We start from the raw sequence: 25,548 nt of genomic DNA, 5'->3' as shown, positions 1-25,548 counted from the left end.
GAATCTCACTATCTTGTAAACTGCTAAAAAGGCAACTTCTGTTAAAAAACACCGTTATAGTTTATATTAAGCTCTTAAAGACAAATAAGTTAAACATTATCCCATTTCAAAACATGAATTTAAACAGAAATTTCCTTTTCACAGCCCTGGTTGCGCTATCTACTTTAACCTTCTATTCCTGCAAAACCAAAAAACTTATTGTTAAACCTGTTCCCGTTCCTGTAGAAGAAGTTGCTCCTCCAGTAAAAGAAAAAAAACCAGAACCTGTACCCGAACAAAAAGAAGAAACAGTAGTAGAAAAGCCGAACTTTAATTTAGACAATATTCAGTTTGAGTTTAACTCTTTTGTATTAAAAACTGCCTCTTTTCCAATTTTAGATAAGGCTGTTACCGAGATGAAAAAAGCACTTGAAACTAAATTTATTCTTAATGGATACTCATCTGCTGAAGGAACACCCGAACATAACATGTCGTTATCCGTTGATCGCGCCAATGCCGTAAAAACTTATTTTATGAATGCTGGCTTAAAAGCATCTACGTTTACCATTGTTGGCCATGGCGATAAAGACCCGATTAGCAGTAATGCCACCGAAGAAGGTAGAGCTTTGAACCGACGAACAGAAATTAAAATTCAGAAATAATAACGCAAACGCAAAAAAGGTCTTTTCAAATTGAAAAGACCTTTTTTTTAAGTTAAATATTTATTGGTTTCACTACCAGAAAACAGTGTAAAGTGCCACTAAAATTCCAGCTATTAATAACGACCCAACTAAGAAAGAAGAGCTTACTTTAAACATGCTTTTATCTATTTCTAAGCCTTTAGGTTGTACTCCTTTTCTAGTTTCGAGTAAGCTAATTACGAACATTACCACAATACAGATTACGAAAACAATGCCCATTCTATCTAAGAAAGGAATTTCGTAGATTCCATCAGCGTTAGGTACCGAAAAACCAAATTGGTGTAAGAATGATAAATCCATCATTACCGGTAGGAATTTGAATAGCACAGAAAGTATAAAACCTCCTATTGTAGCAAACATCGCTGCATTTGATGTCGTCTTTTTCCAGAAGAAACCTAGAACGAACATTGCAAATATACCCGGACTCACAAAACCTGTGTATTCTTGAATAAATTCGAAACCACCTTTTTTATCAATACCTAAAAATGGAGAAATAAGTACGGCCATACCCATTGCAATAACAACTACAATTCTTCCCGTTCTAACTAAAGTAGATTCACTTGCCTCTGGTCTAAGTTTTTTCTTAAAAATATCGAGCGTAAAAATGGTAGATATACTGTTAATTTTACCGGCCAACGAAGCCACAATTGCTGCGGTTAAGGCAGCAAAGGATAATCCTTTTAAGCCCGTAGGTAAAATGCTCAATAGTGTAGGGTAAGCTCTATCGGGTCTAAGTTCGCCGTTTGGCATCATCGAATGCACATCAATACCTGTGTTCTCTTTGTATAACATGTAAACCGCAATACCTGGCAAAACAACTATAAGTGGCATTAAAAGCTTTAAAAAGGCAGCAAATAAAATACCTGATCTAGCGGTTTTTAAATCGGCACCAAGGGCACGTTGCGTAATGTATTGGTTACATCCCCAATAGTTCAAATTCACAATCCACATACCACCTATCAAAACAGATAAACCTGGTAGCGATGCGTAGTTTGCACTATCCTTCTTAAAAATCATGTGAAAATGTTCGGGTGCTTTCTCTCGAAGAAAGGCCAAGCCGTCTAATGCACCATGTCCGCCAAAGTGATCGCTTACTAAGCTTAAAGCCAAATAAGTTGTGGCCAAACCTCCAAAAATTAAAAAAGCTACCTGAATAACGTCGGTATAACCAATTACTTTCATACCGCCAAGGGCGATAACTACGGCAAAAATAGCTAAACCAATCATACAGTACCAAAAGCCAATGCCAGATATACTACTAACAGCTAAAGCACCTAAATACAAAATTGAAGTTAGGTTTACGATTACATATAATAACAACCAAAAAACAGCCATAATCATTGCTACGGTATCGTTATACCGCTGACTAAGAAACTGAGGCATGGTGTAAATTTTATTTTTTAGATATACTGGAATAAAAAATACGGCTACAATAACCAGCGTTGCTGCGGCCATCCATTCATAAGTGGCTATGGCCAAACCTAATTTAAATCCATCACCGCTCATGGCCACAAACTGTTCTGCACTAATGTTTGATGCAATTAATGATGTACCAATTGCCCACCAGGTAAGTGAACCTTCAGCAAGAAAATAATCCTTGCTGCTCATTTGAGCTTGCTTTTTGCGGTTATAGATCCAGAAGCCATAAGTTGCTACCACAGCAAAATAGGCTATAAAAATAGCGTAATCGGTAATTTCCATTTACAGTTGTTGTTTGGTTTAGAAACCTAAAAGTAATAAAATGATTAAATAAAACTATTTTTTTATTTAAAAAAATGTCGGTTTAACGTTTATTAAAGCTAATTGTTGATTAACTTAAATATATCTATTAATAATGTTCTCTAAATATTCTTGCTTTCCGCTACGTGTTTCGGGTTCTCCGTTTGCTGCCGCATAGTGTGTTAAATCTTCTAAACTTAGTTTCCCTTGCTCAAATTCTGCACCTTTACCGCTATCGAATGATGCATAACGATCTGCTCTTACCTTTTTGTAATCAGATTTTTGTAAAATGGAATCAGCTGTTATCAATGCCCTTGCAAAAAGGTCCATCCCGCCTACATGTGCGTAAAATAAATCCTTTTGATCAGTAGAATTGCGTCTAATTTTTGCATCGAAGTTTACGCCGCCACCTTTTAAACCGCCACCTTCTAAAATAATTAACATGGCTTCGGTTAACTCATTAATATCATTCGGAAACTGATCTGTATCCCATCCATTTTGGTAATCTCCACGATTTGCATCAATAGAACCTAATAATCCGCTATCTACTGCAACTTGCAATTCGTGCTGAAAAGTATGACCAGCCAAAGTTGCGTGGTTAACTTCTAAGTTCAATTTAAAATCTTCGAGTAAATCATATTGCTGAAGAAAACTTTTAACCGTTGCAGCATCATAATCGTATTGATGTTTAGAAGGTTCGCAAGGTTTAGGTTCGATAAAAAATGTGCCCTTAAAACCTTGTTTACGTGCGTAATCTTTTGCAGTATGTAAAAACTTAGCCAAATGTTCCTGCTCACGCTTCATGTTGGTGTTTAACAAACTCATGTAGCCTTCTCTACCGCCCCAAAAAACGTAATTTTCACCGCCTAGAGCAATAGTAGCATCTAAAGCAAATTTCACTTGCGCTGCGCCGTGTGCCAATACATCAAAATCAGGATTTGTAGATGCGCCATTCATATATCGCCTGTGGCTAAATAAATTCGCCGTTCCCCAAAGTAACTTTACACCACTTTCTGCTTGTTTTTGCTTGGCGTATGCTACCAAAGTTTGTAATCTTCTTTCATTTTCGGCAACATCATTTCCATAATCTACCACATCCACATCGTGGAAACAATAATATGGCAACTGCATTTTGGTAATAAATTCGAACGCTGCATCCATTTTATCTTTTGCACGCTCAATAACATCTTTTTTCTCATCCCAAGGGAAAATATGTGTGGCGCCACCGAATGGATCAGCACCATTGCCGTTAAAAGAATGCCAGTAAGCACATGCAAACTTAAAATGTTCGTTCATAGTTTTACCTGCAACTACTTTATCCGCATCGTACCATCTAAAAGCCAATGGATTATCGCTTTGTAAACCTTCAAACTTAATTTGGTTTATACCTTTAAAAAATTCGTTTTGTCCTGTTACTACTTTTGTCATTACACTTATTATTTTGTGGTTCTATTTATAAAGATTTATTTAAAATTTGTTTCCATTTTTGATAGATCGGTTCGTACTCCTCACTATTTATCGGTGTTAGCGTTTGAATTACGCTATGTTGTTTAAAAGCTTCATCAGCATTTTTATATATGCCTGCGCCAATGCCCGCACCTAAAGCAGCACCTACGCTGCCATCATTTTCATATAACTCTAAAGAAACGCCCGTAACATCTACAAACGTTTGTGCAAAACCATCACTTAAAAATAAGTTTGCTTTACCTGCCCTAATTACTTTTGGTTTTATTCCGTTTTCGCGCATAATGTCCAATCCGTATCTGAATGAAAAAGCGATACCTTCTTGTACTGCCCTAAAAATATCGGCTTGAGTGTTAATATTCAAATCTATACCTAAAAGCTGTGCACCTGTATATTTATTATTCAACATTCGCTCAGCACCATTTCCAAAAGGCAACACGAGTAAGCCGTTGCTTCCAATTGGGGCCGTAGCAGCTAAACTGTTTAGCGTTGAATAATCTAAATTGGGTGCAAAATTATTTTTTGCCCATCGGTACATACTACCTGTACCATTTATGCAAAGTAAAACGCCCGTATGCTTATTTTCTTTCGAATAGGTAACGTGTGCAAAAGTGTTCACTCTTGATGATTTATCGTACGTAATTACATCGCTTACGCCGTAAATAACGCCAGATGTGCCTGCAGTTGCTGCAACTTCTCCAGGTTTTAAAACATTTAACGATAAAGCATTATTGGGTTGATCTCCGGCTTTATAAGAAACAGGAATACCTTCGGTTAAGCATAAATGTGTTGCGATACTACTAGCCAAATAACCATGCACGGCAAATAATGGCTTTATTTCGGGAATATGACTATAATTAAGTCCATAATGATTCATTACATCAGCAGAAACTTCATCGTTTTTAAAATCCCAAAATATCCCTTCAGATAGCGCCGAAATACTCGTTGTAATTTCTCCAGTTAATTTCATTGCAATAAAATCACCAGGCAACATAATTTTATCTATTCGATCATAAACTTCGGGTTCATTTTCTTTAACCCAAGCTAGTTTTGATGCTGTAAAATTCCCTGGGGAATTTAATAGACTTTCTAAACACCTTTCTTGTCCAATCGCATTAAATGCGTTTTCACCTAATTCAACTGCCCTACTGTCGCACCATATAATACTGTCGCGTAATACATTTTGCGCTTTATCAACTACTACTAAACCATGCATTTGATAAGCGATGCCAATTGCTTTAATTTCCTTAGCGTCAAACAGATTTAAAGCATTCAATTTTAAAATCGCTTTTTGGGTATTTTCCCACCAATCTAATGGAGATTGCTCTGCCCAACCTTTTCGCAGCGATTTAATTTCTGTTTCTTGATCAGGATACTGAACTGAAGCTATTTTCTTTTGAGATTGAACATCAACAACGGATACTTTTATAGAAGAAGTTCCGATATCAATACCTAATAAATACATATTTTGGGTGTTAAAAAATTGGTAGTGCAAACGATTGCATAAATATAGATTTTAAAATTAATATGTCAAACTTTTACAGTTTTTTCATGCGATGAATTTTAGTAAACGTTTTTTAATTACGATTTAAAAAAAGGTCTTTAAACTTAAGTTTATAAACGATAGATTAGAAGCTTAATTATGGAACAAATAAATTGGACTGAATTTGAAAAAGTTGATATCCGCGTAGGTACTATATTGGAGGTGTTTGATTTTCCTGAAGCTAAAAACCCATCTTACAAAATAAAAGCAGATTTTGGCCAATTTGGGATTTTAAACTCAAGCGCTCAAATTACTAAAAACTATACCAAAGAAGCGCTGAAAGGAAGACAGATTTTAGGTGTAATTAACTTCCCTAAAAAACAAATAGGCAAATTTATGTCTGAATTTTTGGTAACTGGCTTTGCTGATATTGAAGGAAATATTGTTTTAGCCACCGTAGAACGTGACGCGCCAAATGGGAGCAAGTTGATTTGATCTTTTCAAATTGGTAACTGTTAATTGCAAATTGTTATTTATTCACCTAACAATTTTTTTGATAAAATTCCCTCTCCTTTAAACAACTCCAAAATAATTATCTTTGCGCACTATGAGTTTTTACAATTTCGAAAACACCGATCCTGAGGCGGAAGATATACATTATATGAAGTTGGCATTAGCCGAAGCCCATAAAGCAATTGAAGCAGATGAAATCCCGATAGGGGCAATAATAGTAAGTAAAAATAGAATTGTTGGCCGAGGCTATAATTTAACCGAACGTTTTAATGATGTTACCGCACATGCAGAAATGCAGGCTTTTACTTCGGCTGCCCAAACGTTAGGAGGTAAATATTTGAAAGATTGCACCTTGTATGTAACGATAGAACCCTGCGTAATGTGTGCAGGCGCAAGTTACTGGACTCAAATTGGTAGGATTGTTTATGGAGCAAGGGAAGAAAAAAGAGGGTTTTTATCCAAAAATGCAAATTTACTTCATCCAAAAACAATACTTAAAGGTGGAGTTTTAGCCGATGACTGTGCAAGTTTGATGCGAAAATTTTTTGAAAAGAAAAGATTATAAATCGCTTTTTATTATGGGCTTGAAGGCATTCGAATACTCGAAAATAAATTAGATGATATTAACATGAACAAAACTTAACCTTTGAATGTTATATTTGTTTCAATAAACATTTTTAAACTTAAATACAAAATATTATGGCTTTTGAATTACCTGCGTTACACTACGCAACCGACGCTTTAGAACCTCATATTGATAAAACTACCATGGAAATTCACCATGATAAACATCATCAAGCTTATGTTACCAACTTAAATAAAGCTTTAGAAGGTAAAGCCGAAGCAAGTTCAAGCATCGACGAAATCATTAAAAACATATCTAAATTTCCAGCTGCAGTAAGAAATAATGGCGGTGGGCATTACAATCACTCTTTATTCTGGAATATATTAGGTCCAAATAAAGGTGGCGAGCCAACTGGCGCATTAGCAGAAGCAATTAATTCAACTTTTGGATCATTTGCTGATTTGAAAACAAAAATGCAAGAAGCTGGGGCAACTCGTTTTGGTTCTGGTTGGGCATGGCTTTCGGTAAGTGCTGATGGAAAACTTCAGGTATCTTCTACTCCAAACCAAGATAACCCTTTAATGGATATTGCAGAGGTAAAAGGATCGCCGATTTTGGGTATTGATGTTTGGGAACATGCTTATTACCTAAAATATCAGAATAAACGCCCTGATTATTTAGCAGCAATTTGGAACGTTGTAAATTGGGATGCTGTTGCTGAACTTTACAAAAAAGCACTATAAAAGAATATCGTTTATTAGAAAGCCTGCAAACTCAAATTTGTAGGCTTTCTTATTTTAAGATTAATTGGTAGCTTTGTTTAAATTAAATTTTAACCCATGAAGAAGTTTATATTCTTATTTTTAACAGCTTTGACTTTTGCTTTTGTTTCGAATGCGCAGCAAAGTAAAACGCCACTTCCGGCTGAGGTTGCTCAAAAAAACGTGGATGATTTAAACAAAAAACTTAAACTTAATGAAACGCAGAAAAGTGTAATTTTTCGCTTTACTTTTGAACAAGCCAAAGCACAACAAGAGTTGATGAAAAAGCAAGAAAAGACAGGCTTTGATGAAGGAGACGTAGATAAATTTTACAAAATGCAGAATGAAACTAGCAAAAATATCCGCAATGTTTTAAAAGGCGACCAACAAATAGCATACGATAGAATTATTGAGGACCGTTTAAGTGGTGTAACTGAAAAAGGGAAGAAAAAGAAAAAAGGCGAGGAAGAAGAAGCACCGAGCGATATAAAAGGACTGCTTTCTGGCCCGCCAATGGAGAAACAAAATTAAATTAAGTTTCCGCTTCTCATCTTTTTGAAAAAGTCGAACTTTTCAAACATCAGGTTAGAAAACTCTAAATCCCTATAACATCCTTCTTTTTTCTTTGCTTCATATTTTTCGGAATGATATTTAAGATCTCTTCTTTTAAAGCATTGAGCATTCTCTTTTTAATAAAGTTTTTATGCGTAACCAAACTTATTTCCCTAACAGGTTCTGGTGATTTAAAAGTGCGTATTTTACCTATTTGTTTAGCGCTTAAATCGGCAATTGCCAATTCTGGCAATAAAGTTGCGCCCCCATTTAAATCTACCATTCTAACCAAAGTCTCTACACTACCTGTATTATATTCTAAACCTTGCATGCGGTTATTTTTGGTAGAACGGCAAATATTTAGCACTTGGTTTCGCATACAGTGTCCTTCATTTAAAAGCCAAATATTTTCATCGTCCAAATCATCTGCATCTATCGCCTTCTTTTTGTAAAGCTTACTACTTTTACTTATATAGCTTACAAAGTTTTCATAATAAAGTGGCATTTCGTTAATAGAAGCATCAATTAATGGGGTTGCTAAAATACCGCAATCCAACACGCCGGTTTTTAAGTGATGAACAATATCTTCTGTAGTATATTCCCAAATTAATAATTTCAAGTCTGGGTAGTTTTTCAACATCGCAGAAATTACTGCGGGCAATAAATATGGCGCAATAGTTGGAATAACGCCAATTCTAAGTTCACCAACAACGTCTTGTTGCTGGTTATTAATTAATTCGTGAATTTTGCCGCTTTCTTGAAGAATAATTCTAGCTTGGGCAATAATCTCTAACCCAATTTCAGTAGGCGTAACAGGTTGCCTGCTTCTATCAAATATTTTTACACTTAGCAACTCCTCTAGTTTTTGCACCTGCATACTTAAAGTTGGCTGCGTAACAAAACACTTTTCAGCAGCCTGCACAAAATTTCTATACGTATCTACGGCTACAATATATTCAAGCTGAACTAAAGTCATATCGCTATAATTTATTTATCCTTTCAAAGATATAGATTTTAACTATAACAATTAGTTATTAAATTTTACAAAGAAAGAATTAATGAATGGCGCTAAAATATTTTAAAAAGCACGACTCAATCGTTTCAAATCATATTTATAATTTACTTTCGAAATCTTGATAAGCCAATGAAATTCCTTCAGGCAATTCAACTTTATGTTTCCAACCTAAATTGTGCAATTTACTAACATCCATTAGTTTGCGTGGCGTACCGTCTGGTTTGGAGGCATCAAAAACAAGTTCGCCTTTGTAACCTAAAATATCTTTAATTAATAACGCCAAATCTTTAATTGTTAAATCGTGACCAGTACCAATGTTAATTAAAGCTGGTTCGCTATAATTTTGCATTAAGAAATAACAAGCATCGGCTAAATCATCGGCGAACAAAAATTCGCGCATTGGCGAGCCCGATCCCCAAACCGTAACCTGTTTTTCATTGTTTATTTTCGCCTCGTGAAATTTACGAATTAACGCTGGTAAAACGTGCGAGTTTTGTGGATGGTAATTATCATTGTAACCGTACAAATTTGTAGGCATTACCGAAATAAAATCACAGCCATATTGGTCGCGATACGCATCGCACATTTTAATACCTGCAATTTTTGCAATTGCATAAGGCTCGTTTGTGGGCTCCAAAATTCCTGTTAAAAGGTATTCTTCTTTTAACGGTTGTGGTGCCATTTTGGGATAAATACAGCTCGAACCCAAAAACATCAATTTTTTAACACCACTTAAATATGCGTTATGTATTACGTTATTTTGAATAGCTAAATTTTCGTAGAGAAAATCGGCGCGGTAAGTATTATTCGCCACAATGCCCCCAACTTTTGCCGCAGCTAAAAATACATAATCAGGCTTTTCAGCAACAAAGAAATCGGCAACTGACTGTTGGCTTCTTAAGTCTAATTCTGCCGAAGTTTTAACCAATATATTTTCAAAGCCTTCTTTTTGCAGTTTTCTGTAAATGGCCGAACCAACCATGCCGCGATGACCTGCAACATATATTTTAGCGTTTTTTTCCAAGGTATTATATTTATAGCTACAAAAATACAATTATTCTTTACTTCAAAACCTTACAATTATTGTATTTTTGGCAAAAAAAGAAATTTGGGTAAAGATAAACTTAGACGGTTTGCAGAGATAGAAACTTTCGCAAACGTATATCAATTAGAAGAAGGCAAATTGCTTAAGGGTAATTGGGCGAAGCAACATTTTAAAAATGAGCATCCCGTTGTTTTAGAACTGGCTTGTGGCAAAGGAGAATACACTGTTAATTTGGCTACATTATTTCCTGAAAAAAATTTTATAGGGGTAGATTATAAAGGAAATCGGATTTGGAGAGGCGCTAAAACAGCTATTGAAGAGGAAATTAATAATGTTGCGTTTTTGAGAATTCAAATCGAAAATTTATTAGATTTTTTTGCGGATGGAGAAATCGACGAAATATGGATTACGTTTCCCGATCCTCAGCCACAAGATAGCAGAGAGAAAAAACGTTTAACTTTCCCTACTTTTTTAAACCGCTATAAACAAATTTTAAAACCTGGCGGTAAAGTAAATTTAAAAACAGATAACGATCAACTTTATGCATATACCTGCGAAAAAGTTTCAGAACTGGGTTTAAAAATTTACAAAAATACGGATCATCTGTACACATCAGATTTAGTTGATGATGTGCTTTCCATAAAAACCTATTACGAGAAAAAATATTTACTTCACGATAAAAACATTAATTATATTCAGTTTTCTTTTGAATAATGAACACCAGTTTCTACGAGCAAGTTTATGAAGTGGCGCGGTTAATCCCGAAAGGAAGAGTAACCTCTTATGGAGCAATTGCTAAAAGCTTGGGCGCTGCAAAATCATCAAGAATGGTTGGTCATGCAATGTCATACGCAGGTTTAGCCGAACCTTATGTTCCAGCACACCGCGTGGTAAATAGCAGTGGATTACTTACCGGAAAATTTCATTTCAACCCTCCAGAAAGTATGGAAGAAATGCTTTTAAAGGAAGGTGTGGGAGTTAAAGACGATAAAGTGGTAAACTTTAAAAATGTTTTTTGGAATCCGATGGATGAAATTACCTTGTAATAATTGGAGGTAGTTTTTTATAATCGGTTATCATGTAAATGAATAAAATTAAGAGCCCTACACAGGCGAAATAAATTTCCTCAACAGCATTTTTGTTAAAAAAGATAAACGCTAATAAAATCAATGCTACGCCTACAATCAATTCAATTAATCCATGTAATTTTAGCTTGATAATTTTAAAAATACCACCACTAAAATCGGTCATTATCGTAAGTAAAAAATGTATTCCACCTAAAGCATAACAAATTATTGATGCGGATTCGCCTAAATTGAAAACTTCGGGCGAAATTAGAAAAACCATTACCATTAAGTAATCTAGAACAGCGTGCGTTTTTGAAGATATAATTGTCATAGGCCTTTTTTTCCAAGTTAACAATTTTAAACGGATAAAGTTTAAATAACCCTACAACCTAATTTCTATTCCATCACTTCAAACATTCTGCATTCTGCTCCCAGCAAAACTCATCTCTCAGCACTCATCACTAAAAAAATCCTCTCTTTTCACCTGCTGCCAGCAAAACTCATCTCTCAGCACTCATAACTCATCACTAAAAAACGTCGCTAAAAAACGTTTTCATTATATTCTTTTACAAAATCCGTTACTTCACGACTATTCAATTCTGTATCGGCCTCAATTTTAGCTTTAACTGCGGGCTTATCGCCCATTTTTTGCAACAATAACAATTTTACACCAGCCTTTTTATCGTCTTCGGTTACGGCTTTTATTTGAATTTCCTGTATCGGGCCCGAACCTGGTTTTTCTATATAATACCGAATTGCGGGTGCACCAGCTGGCCTTTCTGGCGCATTATTTCTATTTCCGCCACCAATTGATATGCCACCGCCAATGCCAGAACCTCCAAAACCACCACCGCCTCCTCCTGTTCCAATGCCAATTGATGGTCTAAATTTAACCCGCTTTTCTTTTTGAATAGGAATTAATGTTCCGCCCCCGAAACTATAAAGATTTACAGCACCTAATTCTATTGCTTTTACAAAACGATATTGAAAATCTTTACCATTAGGAAAACCCTTACTTACAAAACTATCGCCATTCCAGAAAAAGTTTTTTACATCTTTGGCTGGCAAAACAATGTCATTTTTGTCATCTTCACTTATAAAAACTGAGAAATAATCCGTACCCTTTATGGTTCCACGAATTACATCATCGTTGTTTTTTACAATAAAATCTTGGCTAAAAGCCGTAAAATGCCAAATTGAAATAATGGTGATTATAAAAATGATTCTTTTCATAGCGGTGTAATTGTTTAAAATAACGAAAATTTACGCGTTTTACTATAACCTTAACAAAATTTCACATTAGTGATTTTAGATAATTAACTTTGAGTAATTTATTGGCTGATGAATTTTACCCATCAACAGTAAATTTTTAAACTGTGTAAACACATGAATAACAAAAAACTTTTTCTTTTAGATGGTATGGCGCTAATGTATAGAGCGCATTTTGCATTGAGCAAAAACCCACGTTTTACCTCAACAGGCATAAATACATCGGCTGTAATGGGTTTTACCAACACATTGCTCGATGTAATAAAGAAAGAGCAACCTACACATATTGCAGTGGTTTTTGATACAGAAGCACCAACCGAGCGACACATCTCTTTTGAGGCATACAAAGCCAATCGCCAAGCCATGCCCGAAGATTTGGCAGCAGCAATGCCTTATGTAATTAAGCTAATTACTGGTTTTAATATTCCTGTAATTACATCAGATGGTTACGAAGCCGATGATATTATTGGAACGTTAGCAAAAAAAGCCGAGTTAAAAGGTTTCCAAGTTTATTGTATGACACCCGATAAGGATTTTGCCCAGCTGGTATCCGAAAATATTTTCATTTACAAACCAGCCCGCATGGGTAACGGGATGGAAATTATGGGCGTAAAAGAAATTTTGGCCAAATGGGAAATTGAGAATGTACTCCAAGTAATTGACATTTTAGGTTTATGGGGCGATGCGGTGGATAATATTCCCGGCATACCCGGTATAGGCGAAAAAACATCCAAACTTTTAATTAAGCAATATGGATCCATGGAAAATATTATCGCCCATTCGCACGAACTTAAAGGCAAACAGCGCGAAAATGTTGAAAATTTTGCCGAACAAGGTTTAATTTCTAAAAAATTAGCCACCATTTTGTTAGATGTACCGGTAGAATTAGATGAAGAAAGTTTATTGCTTTGCGAACCAAGTAAAGAACTATTAGAACCTCTCTTTACAGAACTGGAATTTAGAACCTTAGGTCGCCGTGTTTTTGGCGATGAATTTTCGGTTACTACAGCACGATTTCAAGAAGGCACGCAAACCGATTTGTTCGGAAATCAAAACGGTGAAACCATTCAATATGCTAACACGATAGAAGACGAACCTGCAGAGAAACTTCCGGCAAAAACGATTGAAAATACTGAGCACGATTATGTGTTGATAGAAACTGCCGAACAACGTGCAGATTTAATAAAGCTTTTACTTACCGCGCCACGAGTATCTTTCGATACAGAAACAACGGGAACAGATGCAAATATGGCTGATTTAGTTGGATTATCTTTTTCTATAAAAGCTGGTTCGGGTTATTACATTCCTTTATCCGCGGTGCGGGAAGAAGCTCAAACTGTTGTAGATGAGTTTAGGGTTATTTTAGAAAACGAGCACATTGAAAAAATTGGTCAGAATGCCAAATATGATATTTTAGTTTTGAAATGGTACGGTGTACAAGTAAAAGGCAAACTTTTCGATACCATGCTTGCGCATTATTTAATCGATCCTGATACCCGACATGGGATGGATGTACTATCGGAAAATTATTTGGGTTACGCTCCAATTTCGATTACAACATTAATTGGCCCCAAAGGGAAAAACCAAATCACCATGCGTGAAGTTCCGGTAATCGATGTGATCGACTATGCCGCTGAAGATGCCGATGTAACATTACAATTGGCCCATATATTCGAGCCTAAGCTGAAAGAATTAAACGCCGCAAAACTTGCTGAGGAAGTTGAAAATCCGTTGGTTTATGTTTTAGCTGATATTGAAAAGGAAGGTGTTCGAATTGATGTAGAAACTTTAAAAGCATATTCTAAAGAGCTTGAAATAGAAATTATCAAATCGGAACAGAATGTTTATGATAAAGCAGGATTAAAATTTAACCTTGCATCGCCAAAGCAATTGGGCGAGGTGTTATTTGATCATTTACAGCTCGATCCAAAAGCAAAGAAAACAAAAACTGGCCAATATCAAACCGGCGAAGATGTTTTAATGGCTTTAGCTAGTAAAAGCGATATTGTAAAGGATATTTTAGATTTCCGCCAATTGCAAAAGTTAAAATCTACTTATGTTGATGCTTTGCCGTTAATGGTAAACCCAAAAACAGGCCGAGTGCATACTTCCTATAATCAAGCGGTTGCAGCCACGGGGCGATTAAGTTCCAACAACCCTAACCTGCAAAATATCCCAATCCGTACCGAAAGAGGCAGAGAGGTAAGAAAAGCTTTTATCCCACGGGATGAAGATCATATTTTGCTTTCTGCAGATTATTCTCAAATAGAACTCCGCATTATTGCCGAAATTAGTAAAGAAGAAAATATGCTCGATGCTTTTAATAAAGGCATTGATATACATACCGCTACCGCAGCTAAAGTTTACGGTATTGCGATTGAAGAAGTAGATGCGAACCAGCGTAGAAATGCAAAAGCAGTTAACTTTGGTATTATCTATGGACAATCGGCTTTTGGTTTATCTCAAAATTTGAACATTCCACGTAAAGAAGCTGCCGAGATTATTGAACAATATTTTACGCAGTATCCTGGAATAAAAAGATATATGAGCGATACCATGAATTTTGCCAGAGAAAATGGTTTTGTAGAAACGATAATGGGCAGACGACGTTATTTGCGAGATATTAATTCAGCCAATCAAACCGTTCGTGGTTTTGCAGAGCGAAATGCAATTAACGCACCAATACAAGGGTCGGCTGCCGATATGATTAAGATTGCTATGATTAACATTCATGCAGAAATGAAGGCTCAAAATTTAAAATCCACCATGACCATGCAAGTACATGATGAATTGGTTTTTGATGTTTTGAAAACTGAAAAAGAGCTTATGAAAGCCATAATCAATGATAAAATGACCAATGCCATAAAATTATCTGTACCTATTGTGGTAGAAATTGGCGAAGGTGAAAATTGGTTGGCGGCGCATTAGATTTTTAAGAAAATATATTTTTTTAAAATAATTTTTTAACTTCATATAATCTTCATTCCTTTTGTTCAACTTTATATCAACAAAAACGAGTAAACTAAATTAAAAAAGAATATGAAAAAATTATTAAGCTTAATCGCAATTACCGCTCTTGGTTTAACAACAGCGTTCGCTCAATCTACTGCACCTGCAACAGCACCTGCAAAAATGAGAGCAAAGAAAGAAGTTAAAGCGGCTACGATGCCGGCAAAAGCTGCAACAAAAGTAGAAGTTAAAAAAGTAGAAGCCAAAAAAGTAGAAGCTAAAACAACTGCAAAGGCTGCAAAAACAACTGCAAAAACAGAAACTAAAAAAGAAGTATCAAAGGTTAACGCTTCGGGAGTTAAGTTGAAAGCAGATGGTACGCCAGATAAACGTTACAGCGCTAAAGCAGCAGCTGCTAAAGGACCGCTTAAAAAAGATGGCACTGCAGATATGCGTTACAAAGCAAATAAGCCTGCAAAAAAGAATTAATTTAGAGGTTAATATAGAAATGGGTTGAGCTGAAAAGCGCAACCCATTTTTTGTTTTATAACGTAATAGATTCGCCAATGGCAGGTAGTAACAAGGTTTTATTTTCCCTACTAAATTTATCAACGGCTAATTTCGTATCAATCTCAATTACCGGAAAAGTATTATAGTGCACACCAATTACCTTATTACAATCTATATATTTAGTTGCAATTAAAGCGTCATCTACATCCATTGTATAATTACCACCAATTGGTAAAATGGCATAATCTAAATTATAAATTTCTGCCAAAATTTTCATTTCTAAGGTTAGCCCGGTATCGCCAGCAAAATAGATCTGCTTACCATCTACTTCCAGTACAAAACCGGCAGGATTACCTGCATAACTACCATCGGGCAGGCTTGATGAATGTGTAGCAACTACCATCCTCACCGTACCCCAATCGAAAGTAAATTTACCAAAATTCATTGGGTGTGCCTTTTCAACGCCCTGTTTTTGCACCCAATCAATAATTTCTGGTACCGCAATAACTGTTGCGCCAGTTTGCTTAGCCAGCTCAACTAAATCTGCCACGTGGTCGCCATGGCCATGACTTACCAAAATATAATCTGCTTCTATTGCTTTAACATCAATATGTTTTGCCAATGGATTATGCGTTATAAATGGATCGAAAAGAAGTTTTTTGTTTTCTGTTTCTAAAGCGAAACAAGATTGACCGTAATAGGTAAATTTCATAATTTTAGTATCAAGATTTTAGTATGAAGTATCAAGATTAGATAATTGGTATAAAGATATAAGCAAAAAGTACCGATGATATACAAATTACATCCAACTTAAAACCTATAATTTGTAACGTAAAACCTATTGTCCAAAAAGTCCGCCTAAACCACCAAGCATATCTTGTGCCGATGATTGCATTTCTGTAGCACTTACTTCCTCTGCATTTGATAAAGCTTTATTAATCGCTGTTAACAAAAGTTCTTCCAATTCTTCTTTGTCTGCCGATTTTAAAAATGCTTCATCAATACTTACCGCAGTAATGGTTTTATTTGCTGTAGATGTTATTTTTATTGCGCCGTTCTCTACTTCCCCATACACAGAAACGGTATCTAATCTTTTCTTAATTTCTTCGGCCTTTTGTTGTGCCGCAAATATTTTATCTAACATAATAATGATTTATAATTGTAATGCTTCTATAAGCATTTAGCTATTAAATTGTTTCAAATTAATTTTGTTATAGGCACCTTCAAATTGTTCCGCAAAACAACCGAATTTATTTAATCTTCATCTGTTCCGGGTAAACTACCGTTTCCGTGGTATGCGCCTTTACGTATAATTGGCATATCAAAATGCTTATACAAATCATCTAAATGCATTAAACTACCGTTTGTTAAATTGCCTAAAAAAATAATTACAATATCTTTATTCAAATCTCTAACATAAATATGGCGGAAACCATGCCACCAACCGGTGTGATAAACTACTTTATCCATATTTTCGCCATCAAACATCCTCCATCCATAACCATAATTGAAATGGCCGTTTATTGGTTTGTTGTGCCCGGTATATGCAGAATCTAAACTGGCTTTCGTCAATAACCTTCCGTTTTTCAGATATTTATCGAAGAGTACCAAATCGTGCAGCGTGCTGTAAATTCCTTTATCGCCAACTGGGCCATCTAAAAAGTTTTGAGCTACAGAATATTTCCAAGTACGATCGTGACCAACCACATCTACCGGAATTTTTTCATATTCTGCTTTACTGTAAACGTGGGTATGTTTCAAACCTGCTGGCTTAAAAACATGATCCATCATATATTGCGAATATCTTTGTCCGGTAACCTTTTCGATAATGGCACCCAAAACCATAAAATTAGAATTATTATAGTGAAAACGATTATCGGGTTTGGTGTAGGGGTTTGGTTTTTTATCGGCAATAACATCCATCACTTCTTGGTTGGTTATGCCTTTTTTCATGTTGCGCTTTTCTTTACGCCAAATGTCATCGATAAAATAAACGTAGTTCATCATGCCACTGCGATGGCTTAACAATAATTTTACCGTTATGCCTTCATAAGGGAAATTTGGGAAGAATTTTTTAACATTATCATTTAAGAATAGCTTTTTGGCCTCAACCAATTGCATAATTGCTGTACCTGTAAAGGTTTTAGTTATAGAAGCAAGCTCAAACTCAGAATTAATTTTTAAGCTATCGCGATGTAGGTAATCTGCCCAGCCAACAGCTTTTTCGTATAAAATTTTCCCATCTTTCGCAACCAACATATTGCCATTGAAGCCATATTTCCTATGTAGATTATCCACAAAATTAGCAATCCATTTATCACCTTTTTCTGGATTATAAACCAATAATAAACTATCAGCTTTATCATCTTCAGCGGTACGCACCTTCTTGTCCGCTTCTTTTTTTTCGGCAGTTTTTTTGCTCGAGCAAGCCGTAAATAAAATAGATGAGATGACGATAATCGAGCAAATATGTTTAATATTCATTAAATTTTAGGGAATGTAGTTTAAAATGGGAAAATTAACTAAATTATGTTTGGTAACAGAAAAGAGTTTTAAACATTTGCATTTATTAACAACCGCATACGAATAACGCACCTTTAACAGTGCTAGTACTTCCATCATTAAATTAAAAAAATCTGGAAGTCTTAACACCAAACTAATTATTAACTTTGCCAAATGGCAGAAATAATACTGAAAAAAGGAAAAGAAAAAGCAGCTTTACAAAGACACCCATGGATATTCTCTGGCGCTATTGAGACCATTAAAAATAAACCAGAAAACGGTGATGTAGTAAAGGTATTTGCTTTTGACAAAGAATTTTTAGCTTATGGTTATTTCAACGGCCAATCTAGAGTTGCCATTCGTTTAATCGAGTGGGATGAAAGTCGGAATATTGATGAAGCTTGGTATAAAAACCGCATTAAGCAAGCCATTGCTTCACGGAAAGCCATTTTAGATAAGCACACAACTACTTGTAGATTAATTTTTAGCGAAGCTGATTTTTTACCCGGACTAATTGTTGATCAATATGCAGATTTTCTGTCTGTTCAAATTTTAAGTGCAGGAATAGATAAAGTAAAAGCGACCATTATCGATGTTTTAAAAGATGAATTAAAACCTAAAGGTATTTTTGATAAAAGCGATGCAAAGGCAAGAGAACATGAAGGTTTAGCAATAGAGAACGGCTTACTTTGGGGCGAAAATCCACCAGAATTTTTAAAGGTAAAAGAAAATGGCATCAGTTACAATATCAATATTGCTGATGGGCAAAAATCTGGTTTCTATTGTGATCAGCGCGACAACAGAAGTATTTTAGCAAAATATGCGAAAGGTAAAAAAGTGTTGGATTGTTTTAGTTACAGTGGAGGCTTTACGCTTAATGCATTATCAAATGGAGCCGAAATTGTTACCTGTGTAGATAGTTCTGCGTTGGCAATCGAAACGTTAAACCAAAATGTTTTGTTAAATAAATTCGATGCAACTAAAATAATTTCTATACAATCTGATGTAAATAAGCAGCTTCGCGCTTTTAAAGAAACCGGCGAACTATTCGATGTTATTGTTCTCGATCCGCCGAAATACGCACCATCTCGATCGGCTTTAGATAGAGCTGCAAGGGCTTATAAAGATTTAAATCGTTTAGCAATGTTATTGCTAGAAAAAGGTGGGTTATTGGCAACTTTTTCTTGTTCAGGCGCTGTTGATATTGATACTTTTAAACAAATAATTGCTTGGGCAGCGTTAGATGCAGGCAAAGAAGTTCAAATTATAAAGCAATTTTGCCAACCAGAAGATCATCCTATACGAATTTCTTTTCCTGAAGGAGAGTATTTGAAAGGGCTATTGTTAAGGGTGTTATAAAATTAGGCACTAATTTATTCACTACATTTACAAGATAATTCGATCCGTATAGGCTAATTAGATACCTTTTTTGCGTGCCTTCCGTCATTCCATGGCAAAAACCAATAGGCTAATCAATCAGTTAAGGAAATACGGATTTACACGGATAAACTTTTACTCTTTTTTCCCTGCCCTCCGTTATTCGGTGGCAAAAAACCAATAGGCTAATCAATCAGCCACGGAAATACAGATTTACACGGATAAACTTTTACTCTTTTTTCCCTGCCTTCCGTTATTCGGTGGCAAAAAACCAATAGGCTAATCAATCAGCCACGGAAATACAGATTTACACGGATAAACTTTTACTCTTTTTTTCGTGCCTTCTGTGATTCCGTGGCAAAAACCAATAGGCTAATGAATCAGCCAAGGAAATACAGATTTACACGGATAAACTTTTACTCTTTTTTCCGTGCCTTCTGTGATTCCTTGGCAAAAAACCTTCAATAGTTAGATACCCAAACGCCGATTAATACGAATGCAATTTTTATCTTGTTAAGTTTTTTATGTGTTTCAGCGGCAAAAATTGGGCAACAACAGCTAAATCTCTTCCGAAGTTTCTGGCAAATTATCGTACTCGCCTTTCCAAGCATAAAAGCCAAAAACCATTAAGCCTATACTAATTGGCAAAAAGATGAACAGAATAATGCCCCATTGTAACATGGTATTTGTTCGTTCAATATCGGTGTGGGTTAGTCCTACCTTTTCTACTGCTTGCAAAAACATAAATACCATTGCAATTGGGCCTAAGATTATCCAGATTAAGCCTAAAAATTTCTTAATTGTTTTCATAACTTTCCGATTAATCGTTTATGTTTTCGTCTCTTTTATTTGATAAATATATTGTCCCGATGATTAAACTGAGCGTAGCAATCCCGATAGGATACCATAAACCCGATAATGGCGTGGAACCGGCAAAACTTGCAATCAATGTGGCAATAAACGGCACTAAACCTCCAAACACGCCATTACCAATATGATAAGGTAGAGACATTGAGGTGTATCGAATTTTTGTTGGGAAAAGCTCGACTAAAAATGCTGCAATTGGGCCATAAACCATGGTTACCAATAATATTTGAAAGAAAATAAGTGCAACGAATTTCCAAAATATTGGTGTTGGCAGTATTTTATCTTTAAACATTTCTTTTGCAGGCAAAACACCTTTTGCAATTGAGATGGTATCTACCTGAACTTTATTAAAAGAGGCACCGTTTCTTAAAAGAATTTTAGTTGTCACTGTTTTTAAACTGTCACTTGTTCCAACCATCAAAACTGATTTAGTTATAGGTGTTGTAGAAATAACATCAGCCTGCTCTACTTTTGTAAAATCGGTATCATCTAAAAAAGTTTGGTAAATTGGTCGGTAAAAAATTATGCCCAACAGCATCCCAGAGAGCATAATCCACTTTCTACCAACCTTGTCGCTCCAAGCCCCAAAAATTACAAAAAATGGGGTGGCGAAACCAATTCCCCAAAGTAAAATATATCTCGAGTCGTTAAAATCTAAATGGCAGGTATTTTCTAGAAAGGACTGTGCATAAAATTGACCGGTGTACCAAATTACGCCTTGCCCCATGGTGGCACCAAACAGCGCCAAAAGCACCATTTTAAAATTCGCCTTGTTGTTAAAGCTATCCTTTAAAGGATTTTTAGAAACTTTGCCTTCTGCTTTCAGCTTAGAAAACATTGGCGATTCGTGCATTTTTAAACGGATGTAGATAGAAACTACAACCAAAACAATAGATAACAAAAATGGAATTCTCCAGCCCCAATCGCTAAATGCCTCGGCGCCCAAAACATTTTTAGTAATTACGATAATGCCTAAAGAAAGGAACAAACCTAAAGTAGCAGTAGTTTGAATCCAACTGGTAAAAAAACCTCGTCGGTTTTTTGGCGCATGTTCTGCAACATAAGTAGCAGCACCACCGTATTCTCCACCAAGTGCTAAACCTTGTACCAACCTTAAAATTAACACTAAAATAGGTGCAGCATAACCTATGGTTTCGTAAGAAGGTATTAACCCAATTAAGAAGGTAGAGCCACCCATCAACATCAACGTTAATAAAAAGGTATATTTCCGTCCAATTAAATCGCCTAGGCGGCCAAAAACCAACGCACCGAAAGGCCTTACAATAAAACCCGCAGCAAAAATTGCTAAAGTGTTAATCAATGCAGATGCACCAGCATCGGCAGGAAATAGTTTCGAACCTATTATTACAGCTAAACTGCCGAAAATGTAAAAATCGTACCATTCAATCAGTGTGCCTAACGAGGACGCACCAATTACTTTGAAGATGTTATTTTTAGGAATTGCCTCTTGCATGTTTAGTTTATTTGGTTATTTGGAAGCTAAATATATTATGATATAATCAAATAATCAATTTTTTGTCAAATAAAATTGCTAAAACAACGCTTTATGATTTTACAGATTTGTGTACTCTTAATTATTATAAGGTATCTGTTGAAAATTATCAGTTTAACGGAGCCAATGGAATATTCAAATGTTCAATAAATATTTTACCTTGTCAAATCTTAAAAACGACAACAAAACGTAAATCATACTATGGAAATCGAGGGAATTTTGAAACAAATAGATGAAATAGAGATAAAGCTTAACAATGCTTATGAAAGTAAAAATATAGCGCCTTTTATAACGTACTTTGATGATGATTTGAAATACACCGACGCCGATGGTTCAAAGTTAAATAAAGTAGCATTTATTGATCAAACGAAGAAAGTATTTGAAAATGCCCGTTCCATTGTATCCGAATATTATCGAGTTAAATCATCGCTTAATGAGGATGTTTTTACAGAACGTATTGCCCGAAAATATAAGTTGAATAACAAGAACTTTTTTCTTTTTACCAAAAAGCAAACCATCCAAATTGAGGAAATTTATCATTGGAAAAAAAATACCGATGGATGGAAAATAGTAGCAATAGAAGTTGTGTTAGAAGAAAAATATTAATTTGTAGATACAAAATTCCGCCCTTAAAAAAACTTAAAATGTTCTACTCCAAAGTTTAAAACAAAATCGGTATTTTTGCGGCTCAATTTAGATTACAATAATATGTTAAGAACAGTAACTTGTGGCGCTTTAACCTTAAATAATTTAGGCGAAAGCGTAACCTTGTGTGGTTGGGTACAAAAATCGAGAGATTTAGGCGGAATGACTTTTATCGACATTCGCGACCGTTATGGTATTACGCAGCTTGTTTTTAATATGGATGATAACATCTCGCTTTGCGAAAGTGCAAGGTTATTAGGCCGAGAATTTGTAATTAAAACTACGGGAACTGTTGTTGAACGGAGCAACAAAAACCCAAAAATGAGCACTGGCGATGTAGAAATTAGAGTGACCGCTTTGGAAATTTTAAACCCTGCAAAGTTACCTCCTTTTATGATTGAAGACGAAACCGATGGCGGTGATGAACTGCGAATGAAGTATCGTTATTTAGATTTACGCCGTAATCCTGTTCGCAACAATTTAGTTCTACGTCATAAAATGGCACAATCTGTTCGTCGTTATTTAGATGCTTTAGATTTTATTGAGGTTGAAACGCCTGTTTTAATCAAATCTACACCAGAAGGTGCTAGAGATTTTGTAGTGCCAAGTCGCATGAACGAAGGCGAGTTTTATGCCTTACCACAATCGCCACAAACTTTTAAGCAATTGCTTATGGTTTCTGGGTTTGATAGATATTTTCAAATTGTAAAATGCTTTAGAGATGAAGATTTACGAGCCGATCGCCAGCCAGAATTTACGCAAATTGACTGCGAAATGTCGTTCATCGAACAAGAAGATATTTTAAATACTTTCGAAGGGCTAATTCGTACTTTGTTTAAAGAAGTTCGCAATTACGATTTACCAGAAGTACCGCGTATGCAATATGCGGATGCCATGCGCTTGTATGGATCTGATAAACCCGATACGCGTTTCGATATGCAATTTATTGAAATGAATGAGTTGGTTAAAGGCAAAGATTTTCCAGTATTTGATAATGCGGAGTTAATAATAGCGATTAATGCCAAAGGTTGCGCAAGTTATACGCGTAAACAATTAGATGAGTTAACAGATTTTATTAAACGTCCACAAATTGGTGCAACTGGCTTAATTTATTTACGCCATAATGAAGATGGTTCTTTAAAATCATCAGTAGATAAGTTTTACAGCGAAGAAGAATTGGCTAAATGGTCTGCAAGTTGCCAAACACAACCAGGCGATTTAGTTTTAGTAATGGCAGGTGGAACCGATAAAGTTCGCAAGCAATTAAGTGAGCTTCGTTTGGAGATGGGCAATCGTTTAGGCTTACGCGATAAGAATAAATTTTCGGCGCTTTGGGTATTAGATTTTCCCCTTTTAGAGTGGGATGAAGAAACCGAACGCTACCATGCCATGCACCATCCATTTACTTCGCCTAAACCGGAAGATATTGCAATGCTGGATACTGACCCTAAAAACGTTCGTGCGAATGCCTACGATATGGTTGTTAATGGTACGGAGATTGGCGGAGGTTCTATCCGTATTCACGATAGGGCTTTACAAGCATTAATGTTTAAGCATTTAGGTTTCAGTACCGAAGAAGCACAAAAGCAGTTTGGTTTCTTGATGGATGCCTTTGAGTTTGGCGCACCACCGCACGGCGGAATTGCATTTGGGTTTGATCGCTTAACCTCAATTTTTGCTGGGTTAGATTCAATTCGTGATGTAATCGCTTTCCCGAAAAACAATTCTGGCAGAGATGTGATGATTGATAGTCCGAGTACGATTGATGAGAAACAAATGAAAGAACTAAAAATTAGAACTGAGTTGTAATACTCAATTTACATTAAAATGAGTTCTATTTAGTAAAAAAGCCACTTAACAAACTGTTAGGTGGCTTTTTATATTCTCGATTAAATTAGTTTTGAATGATCATTTAATGAACCAATAGGCTAATAAGTCTCACTATCTGGCGGTATGCCATAATCAATAAACTTTTTTTCTTTACGGGGTTTAGATTTACCAAACCATCCTTTAACAGTATTAAACATGGCTGATAGATGTTCTACATCTAAACTTTTACCAACCTTGCCAGAAGCTAATCCAACAATTGCTTTGGTAATAAATCCCGAACCTCGGAAAATCGTTTTATTCATCAAAAATGGCAACACGTATGACAGTAAGGTACCGCTCAGATTAAATTTATCGTCTGTTTTAAGGAAATTTTGCGGTGTAAAAAATCTTTTCGCCAGTGCGCCAATTGTAAACTGCTTTAAATATAATTTGCCATCGGCCTTTAGCATGGTTTGCTTTAAAGTATAATCTACTTTGAGCTCAAGTTTTTTAGCCTGTAGATCTTTAAGATTTCTGATGTTATAATTTTTCATCGCTACCCTCCTTCTCCGCTAATTTTTGAAAGTATCTTCTAATCGTAGAATTTATAATGGCTTTCTCTATATACTTATCTTTGGTAAAGTAAACAACGATAGCAAGTATGATGTAAAGTAAAGATACGCAACCGAAACCTCTAGCATTGCTGCCCAAAACTTCCGATAAATAAAGGGCTAATGTAACTGTTCCAAATAAAAATGCCAATACAAAGCAAACAACAACTACTAAGTTTGTAACCAAATCGGCAAAAACTTTCGATATCTGTTCTACAAGGTAAAGTCTAGTATATTCTACCCTAGTTGCTAAATAACCTTTGGCATCTTCAACTAAATCTTCTATATCTTTTTCTTTGTTCTCTTGCATAATTTTAATTAGGCTTTATAAAATTTAGGCGTGCTCTACGTCGTCGTTATAATCTTCGTCAACTTTATTTAATTTAGTTTTGATAGAGTTTACCACTTTTTCTTTAAGGTTAGATAAATTGTTAATCTCATCTGCGGCTTTATCTTTAATCGAATCGCCAAGATCTTTTAACGATTGGCTGAGTTTATCGCGAGTTTCCTCGCCTTTTTCTGGTGCAAATAAAATTCCTAATGCAGCGCCTGCTGCTAATCCGGCTAAAAGAGCAACTAAAACTTTCGAATTATCATTCATAATTATATATTTTAAGGGTTAAACAATCTAT

At 35.5% G+C, this 25,548-nt stretch carries 27 protein-coding genes; 12 read left to right on the top strand and 15 right to left on the bottom strand.

The features are described from left to right. Positions 1–113: 113 nt before the first annotated feature. The gene (locus tag EZJ43_RS00540; RefSeq protein WP_133260707.1) at positions 114–641 is read left to right on the top strand and encodes an OmpA family protein; all 528 of its coding nucleotides are present in this window, start codon (positions 114–116) and stop codon (positions 639–641) included. A 72-nt stretch (positions 642–713) separates the two neighbouring features. On the opposite strand, the gene EZJ43_RS00535 is transcribed toward EZJ43_RS00540, so the two are convergent. From EZJ43_RS00535 to EZJ43_RS00525, 3 genes are all read right to left on the bottom strand, one after another. Next, positions 714–2,381: a sodium/sugar symporter gene (locus EZJ43_RS00535; RefSeq protein WP_133260706.1), complete on the bottom strand. Its 1,668-nt coding sequence runs from the start codon at positions 2,379–2,381 to the stop codon at positions 714–716. A 114-nt stretch (positions 2,382–2,495) separates the two neighbouring features. Next, positions 2,496–3,827: a xylose isomerase gene (gene xylA, locus EZJ43_RS00530; protein WP_133260705.1), complete on the bottom strand. Its 1,332-nt coding sequence runs from the start codon at positions 3,825–3,827 to the stop codon at positions 2,496–2,498. Positions 3,828–3,852: 25 nt separating this feature from the next. Beyond that, positions 3,853–5,328, bottom strand: coding sequence for a xylulokinase (locus tag EZJ43_RS00525; RefSeq protein ID WP_133260704.1), 1,476 nt, complete (start codon positions 5,326–5,328; stop codon positions 3,853–3,855). Positions 5,329–5,505: 177 nt separating this feature from the next. On the opposite strand from EZJ43_RS00525, the gene EZJ43_RS00520 reads away from it, so the two are divergent. The 4 genes from EZJ43_RS00520 to EZJ43_RS00505 all read left to right on the top strand — a co-directional run bounded on the left by EZJ43_RS00520 (position 5,506) and on the right by EZJ43_RS00505 (position 7,716). After that, positions 5,506–5,841: a tRNA-binding protein gene (locus EZJ43_RS00520; RefSeq protein ID WP_133260703.1), complete on the top strand. Its 336-nt coding sequence runs from the start codon at positions 5,506–5,508 to the stop codon at positions 5,839–5,841. Positions 5,842–5,953: 112 nt separating this feature from the next. Next, positions 5,954–6,424, top strand: coding sequence for a nucleoside deaminase (locus EZJ43_RS00515; RefSeq protein WP_133260702.1), 471 nt, complete (start codon positions 5,954–5,956; stop codon positions 6,422–6,424). A 134-nt stretch (positions 6,425–6,558) separates the two neighbouring features. Further along, positions 6,559–7,167 carry a superoxide dismutase gene (locus EZJ43_RS00510; RefSeq protein WP_133260701.1) on the top strand — a complete coding sequence of 203 codons (609 nt, stop codon included), beginning with the start codon at positions 6,559–6,561 and terminating at the stop codon, positions 7,165–7,167. 96 nt (positions 7,168–7,263) lie between these two features. After that, complete coding sequence (locus EZJ43_RS00505; RefSeq protein WP_133260700.1) at positions 7,264–7,716, top strand: hypothetical protein; 453 nt, start codon at positions 7,264–7,266, stop codon at positions 7,714–7,716. A 64-nt stretch (positions 7,717–7,780) separates the two neighbouring features. Here EZJ43_RS00505 and EZJ43_RS00500 read toward each other — a convergent pair whose 3' ends face one another. Beyond that, complete coding sequence (locus tag EZJ43_RS00500; RefSeq protein WP_133260699.1) at positions 7,781–8,713, bottom strand: hydrogen peroxide-inducible genes activator; 933 nt, start codon at positions 8,711–8,713, stop codon at positions 7,781–7,783. 136 nt (positions 8,714–8,849) lie between these two features. Then, positions 8,850–9,776: a GDP-L-fucose synthase gene (fcl, locus tag EZJ43_RS00495; RefSeq protein WP_133260698.1), complete on the bottom strand. Its 927-nt coding sequence runs from the start codon at positions 9,774–9,776 to the stop codon at positions 8,850–8,852. An 84-nt stretch (positions 9,777–9,860) separates the two neighbouring features. On the opposite strand from fcl, the gene trmB reads away from it, so the two are divergent. Both trmB and EZJ43_RS00485 read left to right on the top strand, forming a co-directional pair. Then, on the top strand, positions 9,861–10,511 hold the full coding sequence (trmB, locus tag EZJ43_RS00490) for a tRNA (guanosine(46)-N7)-methyltransferase TrmB (RefSeq protein WP_133261129.1): 651 nt from the start codon (positions 9,861–9,863) through the stop codon (positions 10,509–10,511). Beyond that, entirely contained in the window at positions 10,511–10,843 is a 333-nt protein-coding gene (locus tag EZJ43_RS00485) for an MGMT family protein (protein ID WP_133260697.1), read from the top strand. Before trmB ends, EZJ43_RS00485 begins: the two co-directional genes overlap by 1 nt. On the opposite strand, the gene EZJ43_RS00480 is transcribed toward EZJ43_RS00485, so the two are convergent. Together EZJ43_RS00480 and EZJ43_RS00475 are read right to left on the bottom strand one after the other, a co-directional pair. Further along, positions 10,833–11,195 carry a hypothetical protein gene (locus EZJ43_RS00480; RefSeq protein ID WP_133260696.1) on the bottom strand — a complete coding sequence of 121 codons (363 nt, stop codon included), beginning with the start codon at positions 11,193–11,195 and terminating at the stop codon, positions 10,833–10,835. The genes EZJ43_RS00485 and EZJ43_RS00480 overlap by 11 nt on opposite strands. Positions 11,196–11,404: 209 nt before the next feature. Further along, positions 11,405–12,097, bottom strand: coding sequence for a hypothetical protein (locus tag EZJ43_RS00475; RefSeq protein ID WP_133260695.1), 693 nt, complete (start codon positions 12,095–12,097; stop codon positions 11,405–11,407). A gap of 153 nt (positions 12,098–12,250) precedes the next feature. Here EZJ43_RS00475 and polA point away from each other — a divergent pair, with 153 nt between their 5' ends. Continuing rightward, positions 12,251–15,061 (top strand): DNA polymerase I, encoded by a 2,811-nt coding sequence (polA, locus tag EZJ43_RS00470; protein ID WP_133260694.1) that lies wholly within the window; start codon positions 12,251–12,253, stop codon positions 15,059–15,061. A gap of 111 nt (positions 15,062–15,172) precedes the next feature. After that, positions 15,173–15,571, top strand: a complete 399-nt coding sequence (locus EZJ43_RS00465; RefSeq protein ID WP_133260693.1) for a hypothetical protein — start codon at positions 15,173–15,175, stop codon at positions 15,569–15,571. A 55-nt stretch (positions 15,572–15,626) separates the two neighbouring features. Here the strand turns inward: EZJ43_RS00465 and EZJ43_RS00460 are convergent, their stop codons facing one another. The 3 genes from EZJ43_RS00460 to EZJ43_RS00450 all read right to left on the bottom strand — a co-directional run bounded on the left by EZJ43_RS00460 (position 15,627) and on the right by EZJ43_RS00450 (position 18,076). Then, positions 15,627–16,304, bottom strand: coding sequence for a metal-dependent hydrolase (locus tag EZJ43_RS00460; RefSeq protein ID WP_133260692.1), 678 nt, complete (start codon positions 16,302–16,304; stop codon positions 15,627–15,629). 126 nt (positions 16,305–16,430) lie between these two features. Continuing rightward, entirely contained in the window at positions 16,431–16,736 is a 306-nt protein-coding gene (locus tag EZJ43_RS00455) for a YbaB/EbfC family nucleoid-associated protein (RefSeq protein ID WP_133260691.1), read from the bottom strand. Between the two features lie 110 nt (positions 16,737–16,846). Next, positions 16,847–18,076: a serine hydrolase domain-containing protein gene (locus EZJ43_RS00450; RefSeq protein ID WP_133260690.1), complete on the bottom strand. Its 1,230-nt coding sequence runs from the start codon at positions 18,074–18,076 to the stop codon at positions 16,847–16,849. 192 nt (positions 18,077–18,268) lie between these two features. Between EZJ43_RS00450 and EZJ43_RS00445 the strand changes: the two genes are divergently transcribed. Next, positions 18,269–19,453 (top strand): class I SAM-dependent rRNA methyltransferase, encoded by a 1,185-nt coding sequence (locus EZJ43_RS00445; protein WP_133260689.1) that lies wholly within the window; start codon positions 18,269–18,271, stop codon positions 19,451–19,453. Between the two features lie 576 nt (positions 19,454–20,029). On the opposite strand, the gene EZJ43_RS00440 is transcribed toward EZJ43_RS00445, so the two are convergent. Together EZJ43_RS00440 and EZJ43_RS00435 are read right to left on the bottom strand one after the other, a co-directional pair. Next, entirely contained in the window at positions 20,030–20,281 is a 252-nt protein-coding gene (locus EZJ43_RS00440) for a DUF6814 family protein (protein WP_133260688.1), read from the bottom strand. A 10-nt stretch (positions 20,282–20,291) separates the two neighbouring features. Continuing rightward, entirely contained in the window at positions 20,292–21,812 is a 1,521-nt protein-coding gene (locus EZJ43_RS00435; RefSeq protein ID WP_133260687.1) for an MFS transporter, read from the bottom strand. A gap of 240 nt (positions 21,813–22,052) precedes the next feature. Between EZJ43_RS00435 and EZJ43_RS00430 the strand changes: the two genes are divergently transcribed. Both EZJ43_RS00430 and aspS read left to right on the top strand, forming a co-directional pair. After that, on the top strand, positions 22,053–22,457 hold the full coding sequence (locus tag EZJ43_RS00430; RefSeq protein ID WP_133260686.1) for a DUF4440 domain-containing protein: 405 nt from the start codon (positions 22,053–22,055) through the stop codon (positions 22,455–22,457). A gap of 102 nt (positions 22,458–22,559) precedes the next feature. Beyond that, positions 22,560–24,305, top strand: a complete 1,746-nt coding sequence (gene aspS, locus EZJ43_RS00425) for an aspartate--tRNA ligase (RefSeq protein ID WP_133260685.1) — start codon at positions 22,560–22,562, stop codon at positions 24,303–24,305. 119 nt (positions 24,306–24,424) lie between these two features. Here aspS and EZJ43_RS00420 read toward each other — a convergent pair whose 3' ends face one another. From EZJ43_RS00420 to EZJ43_RS00410, 3 genes are read right to left on the bottom strand one after another with little or no spacing between them, the layout of a single operon-like run. Continuing rightward, entirely contained in the window at positions 24,425–24,859 is a 435-nt protein-coding gene (locus tag EZJ43_RS00420; RefSeq protein WP_133260684.1) for a hypothetical protein, read from the bottom strand. Continuing rightward, positions 24,846–25,226: a phage holin family protein gene (locus tag EZJ43_RS00415; protein WP_133260683.1), complete on the bottom strand. Its 381-nt coding sequence runs from the start codon at positions 25,224–25,226 to the stop codon at positions 24,846–24,848. The genes EZJ43_RS00420 and EZJ43_RS00415 overlap by 14 nt, the downstream gene beginning before the upstream one ends. A gap of 24 nt (positions 25,227–25,250) precedes the next feature. Then, positions 25,251–25,517, bottom strand: coding sequence for a YtxH domain-containing protein (locus tag EZJ43_RS00410; RefSeq protein ID WP_133260682.1), 267 nt, complete (start codon positions 25,515–25,517; stop codon positions 25,251–25,253). Positions 25,518–25,548 lie beyond the last annotated feature (31 nt).

Source organism: Pedobacter changchengzhani (assembly GCF_004354365.1).
GTDB lineage: Bacteria > Bacteroidota > Bacteroidia > Sphingobacteriales > Sphingobacteriaceae > Pedobacter > Pedobacter changchengzhani.
This window is presented reverse-complemented; position numbering and strand designations above follow the sequence as displayed.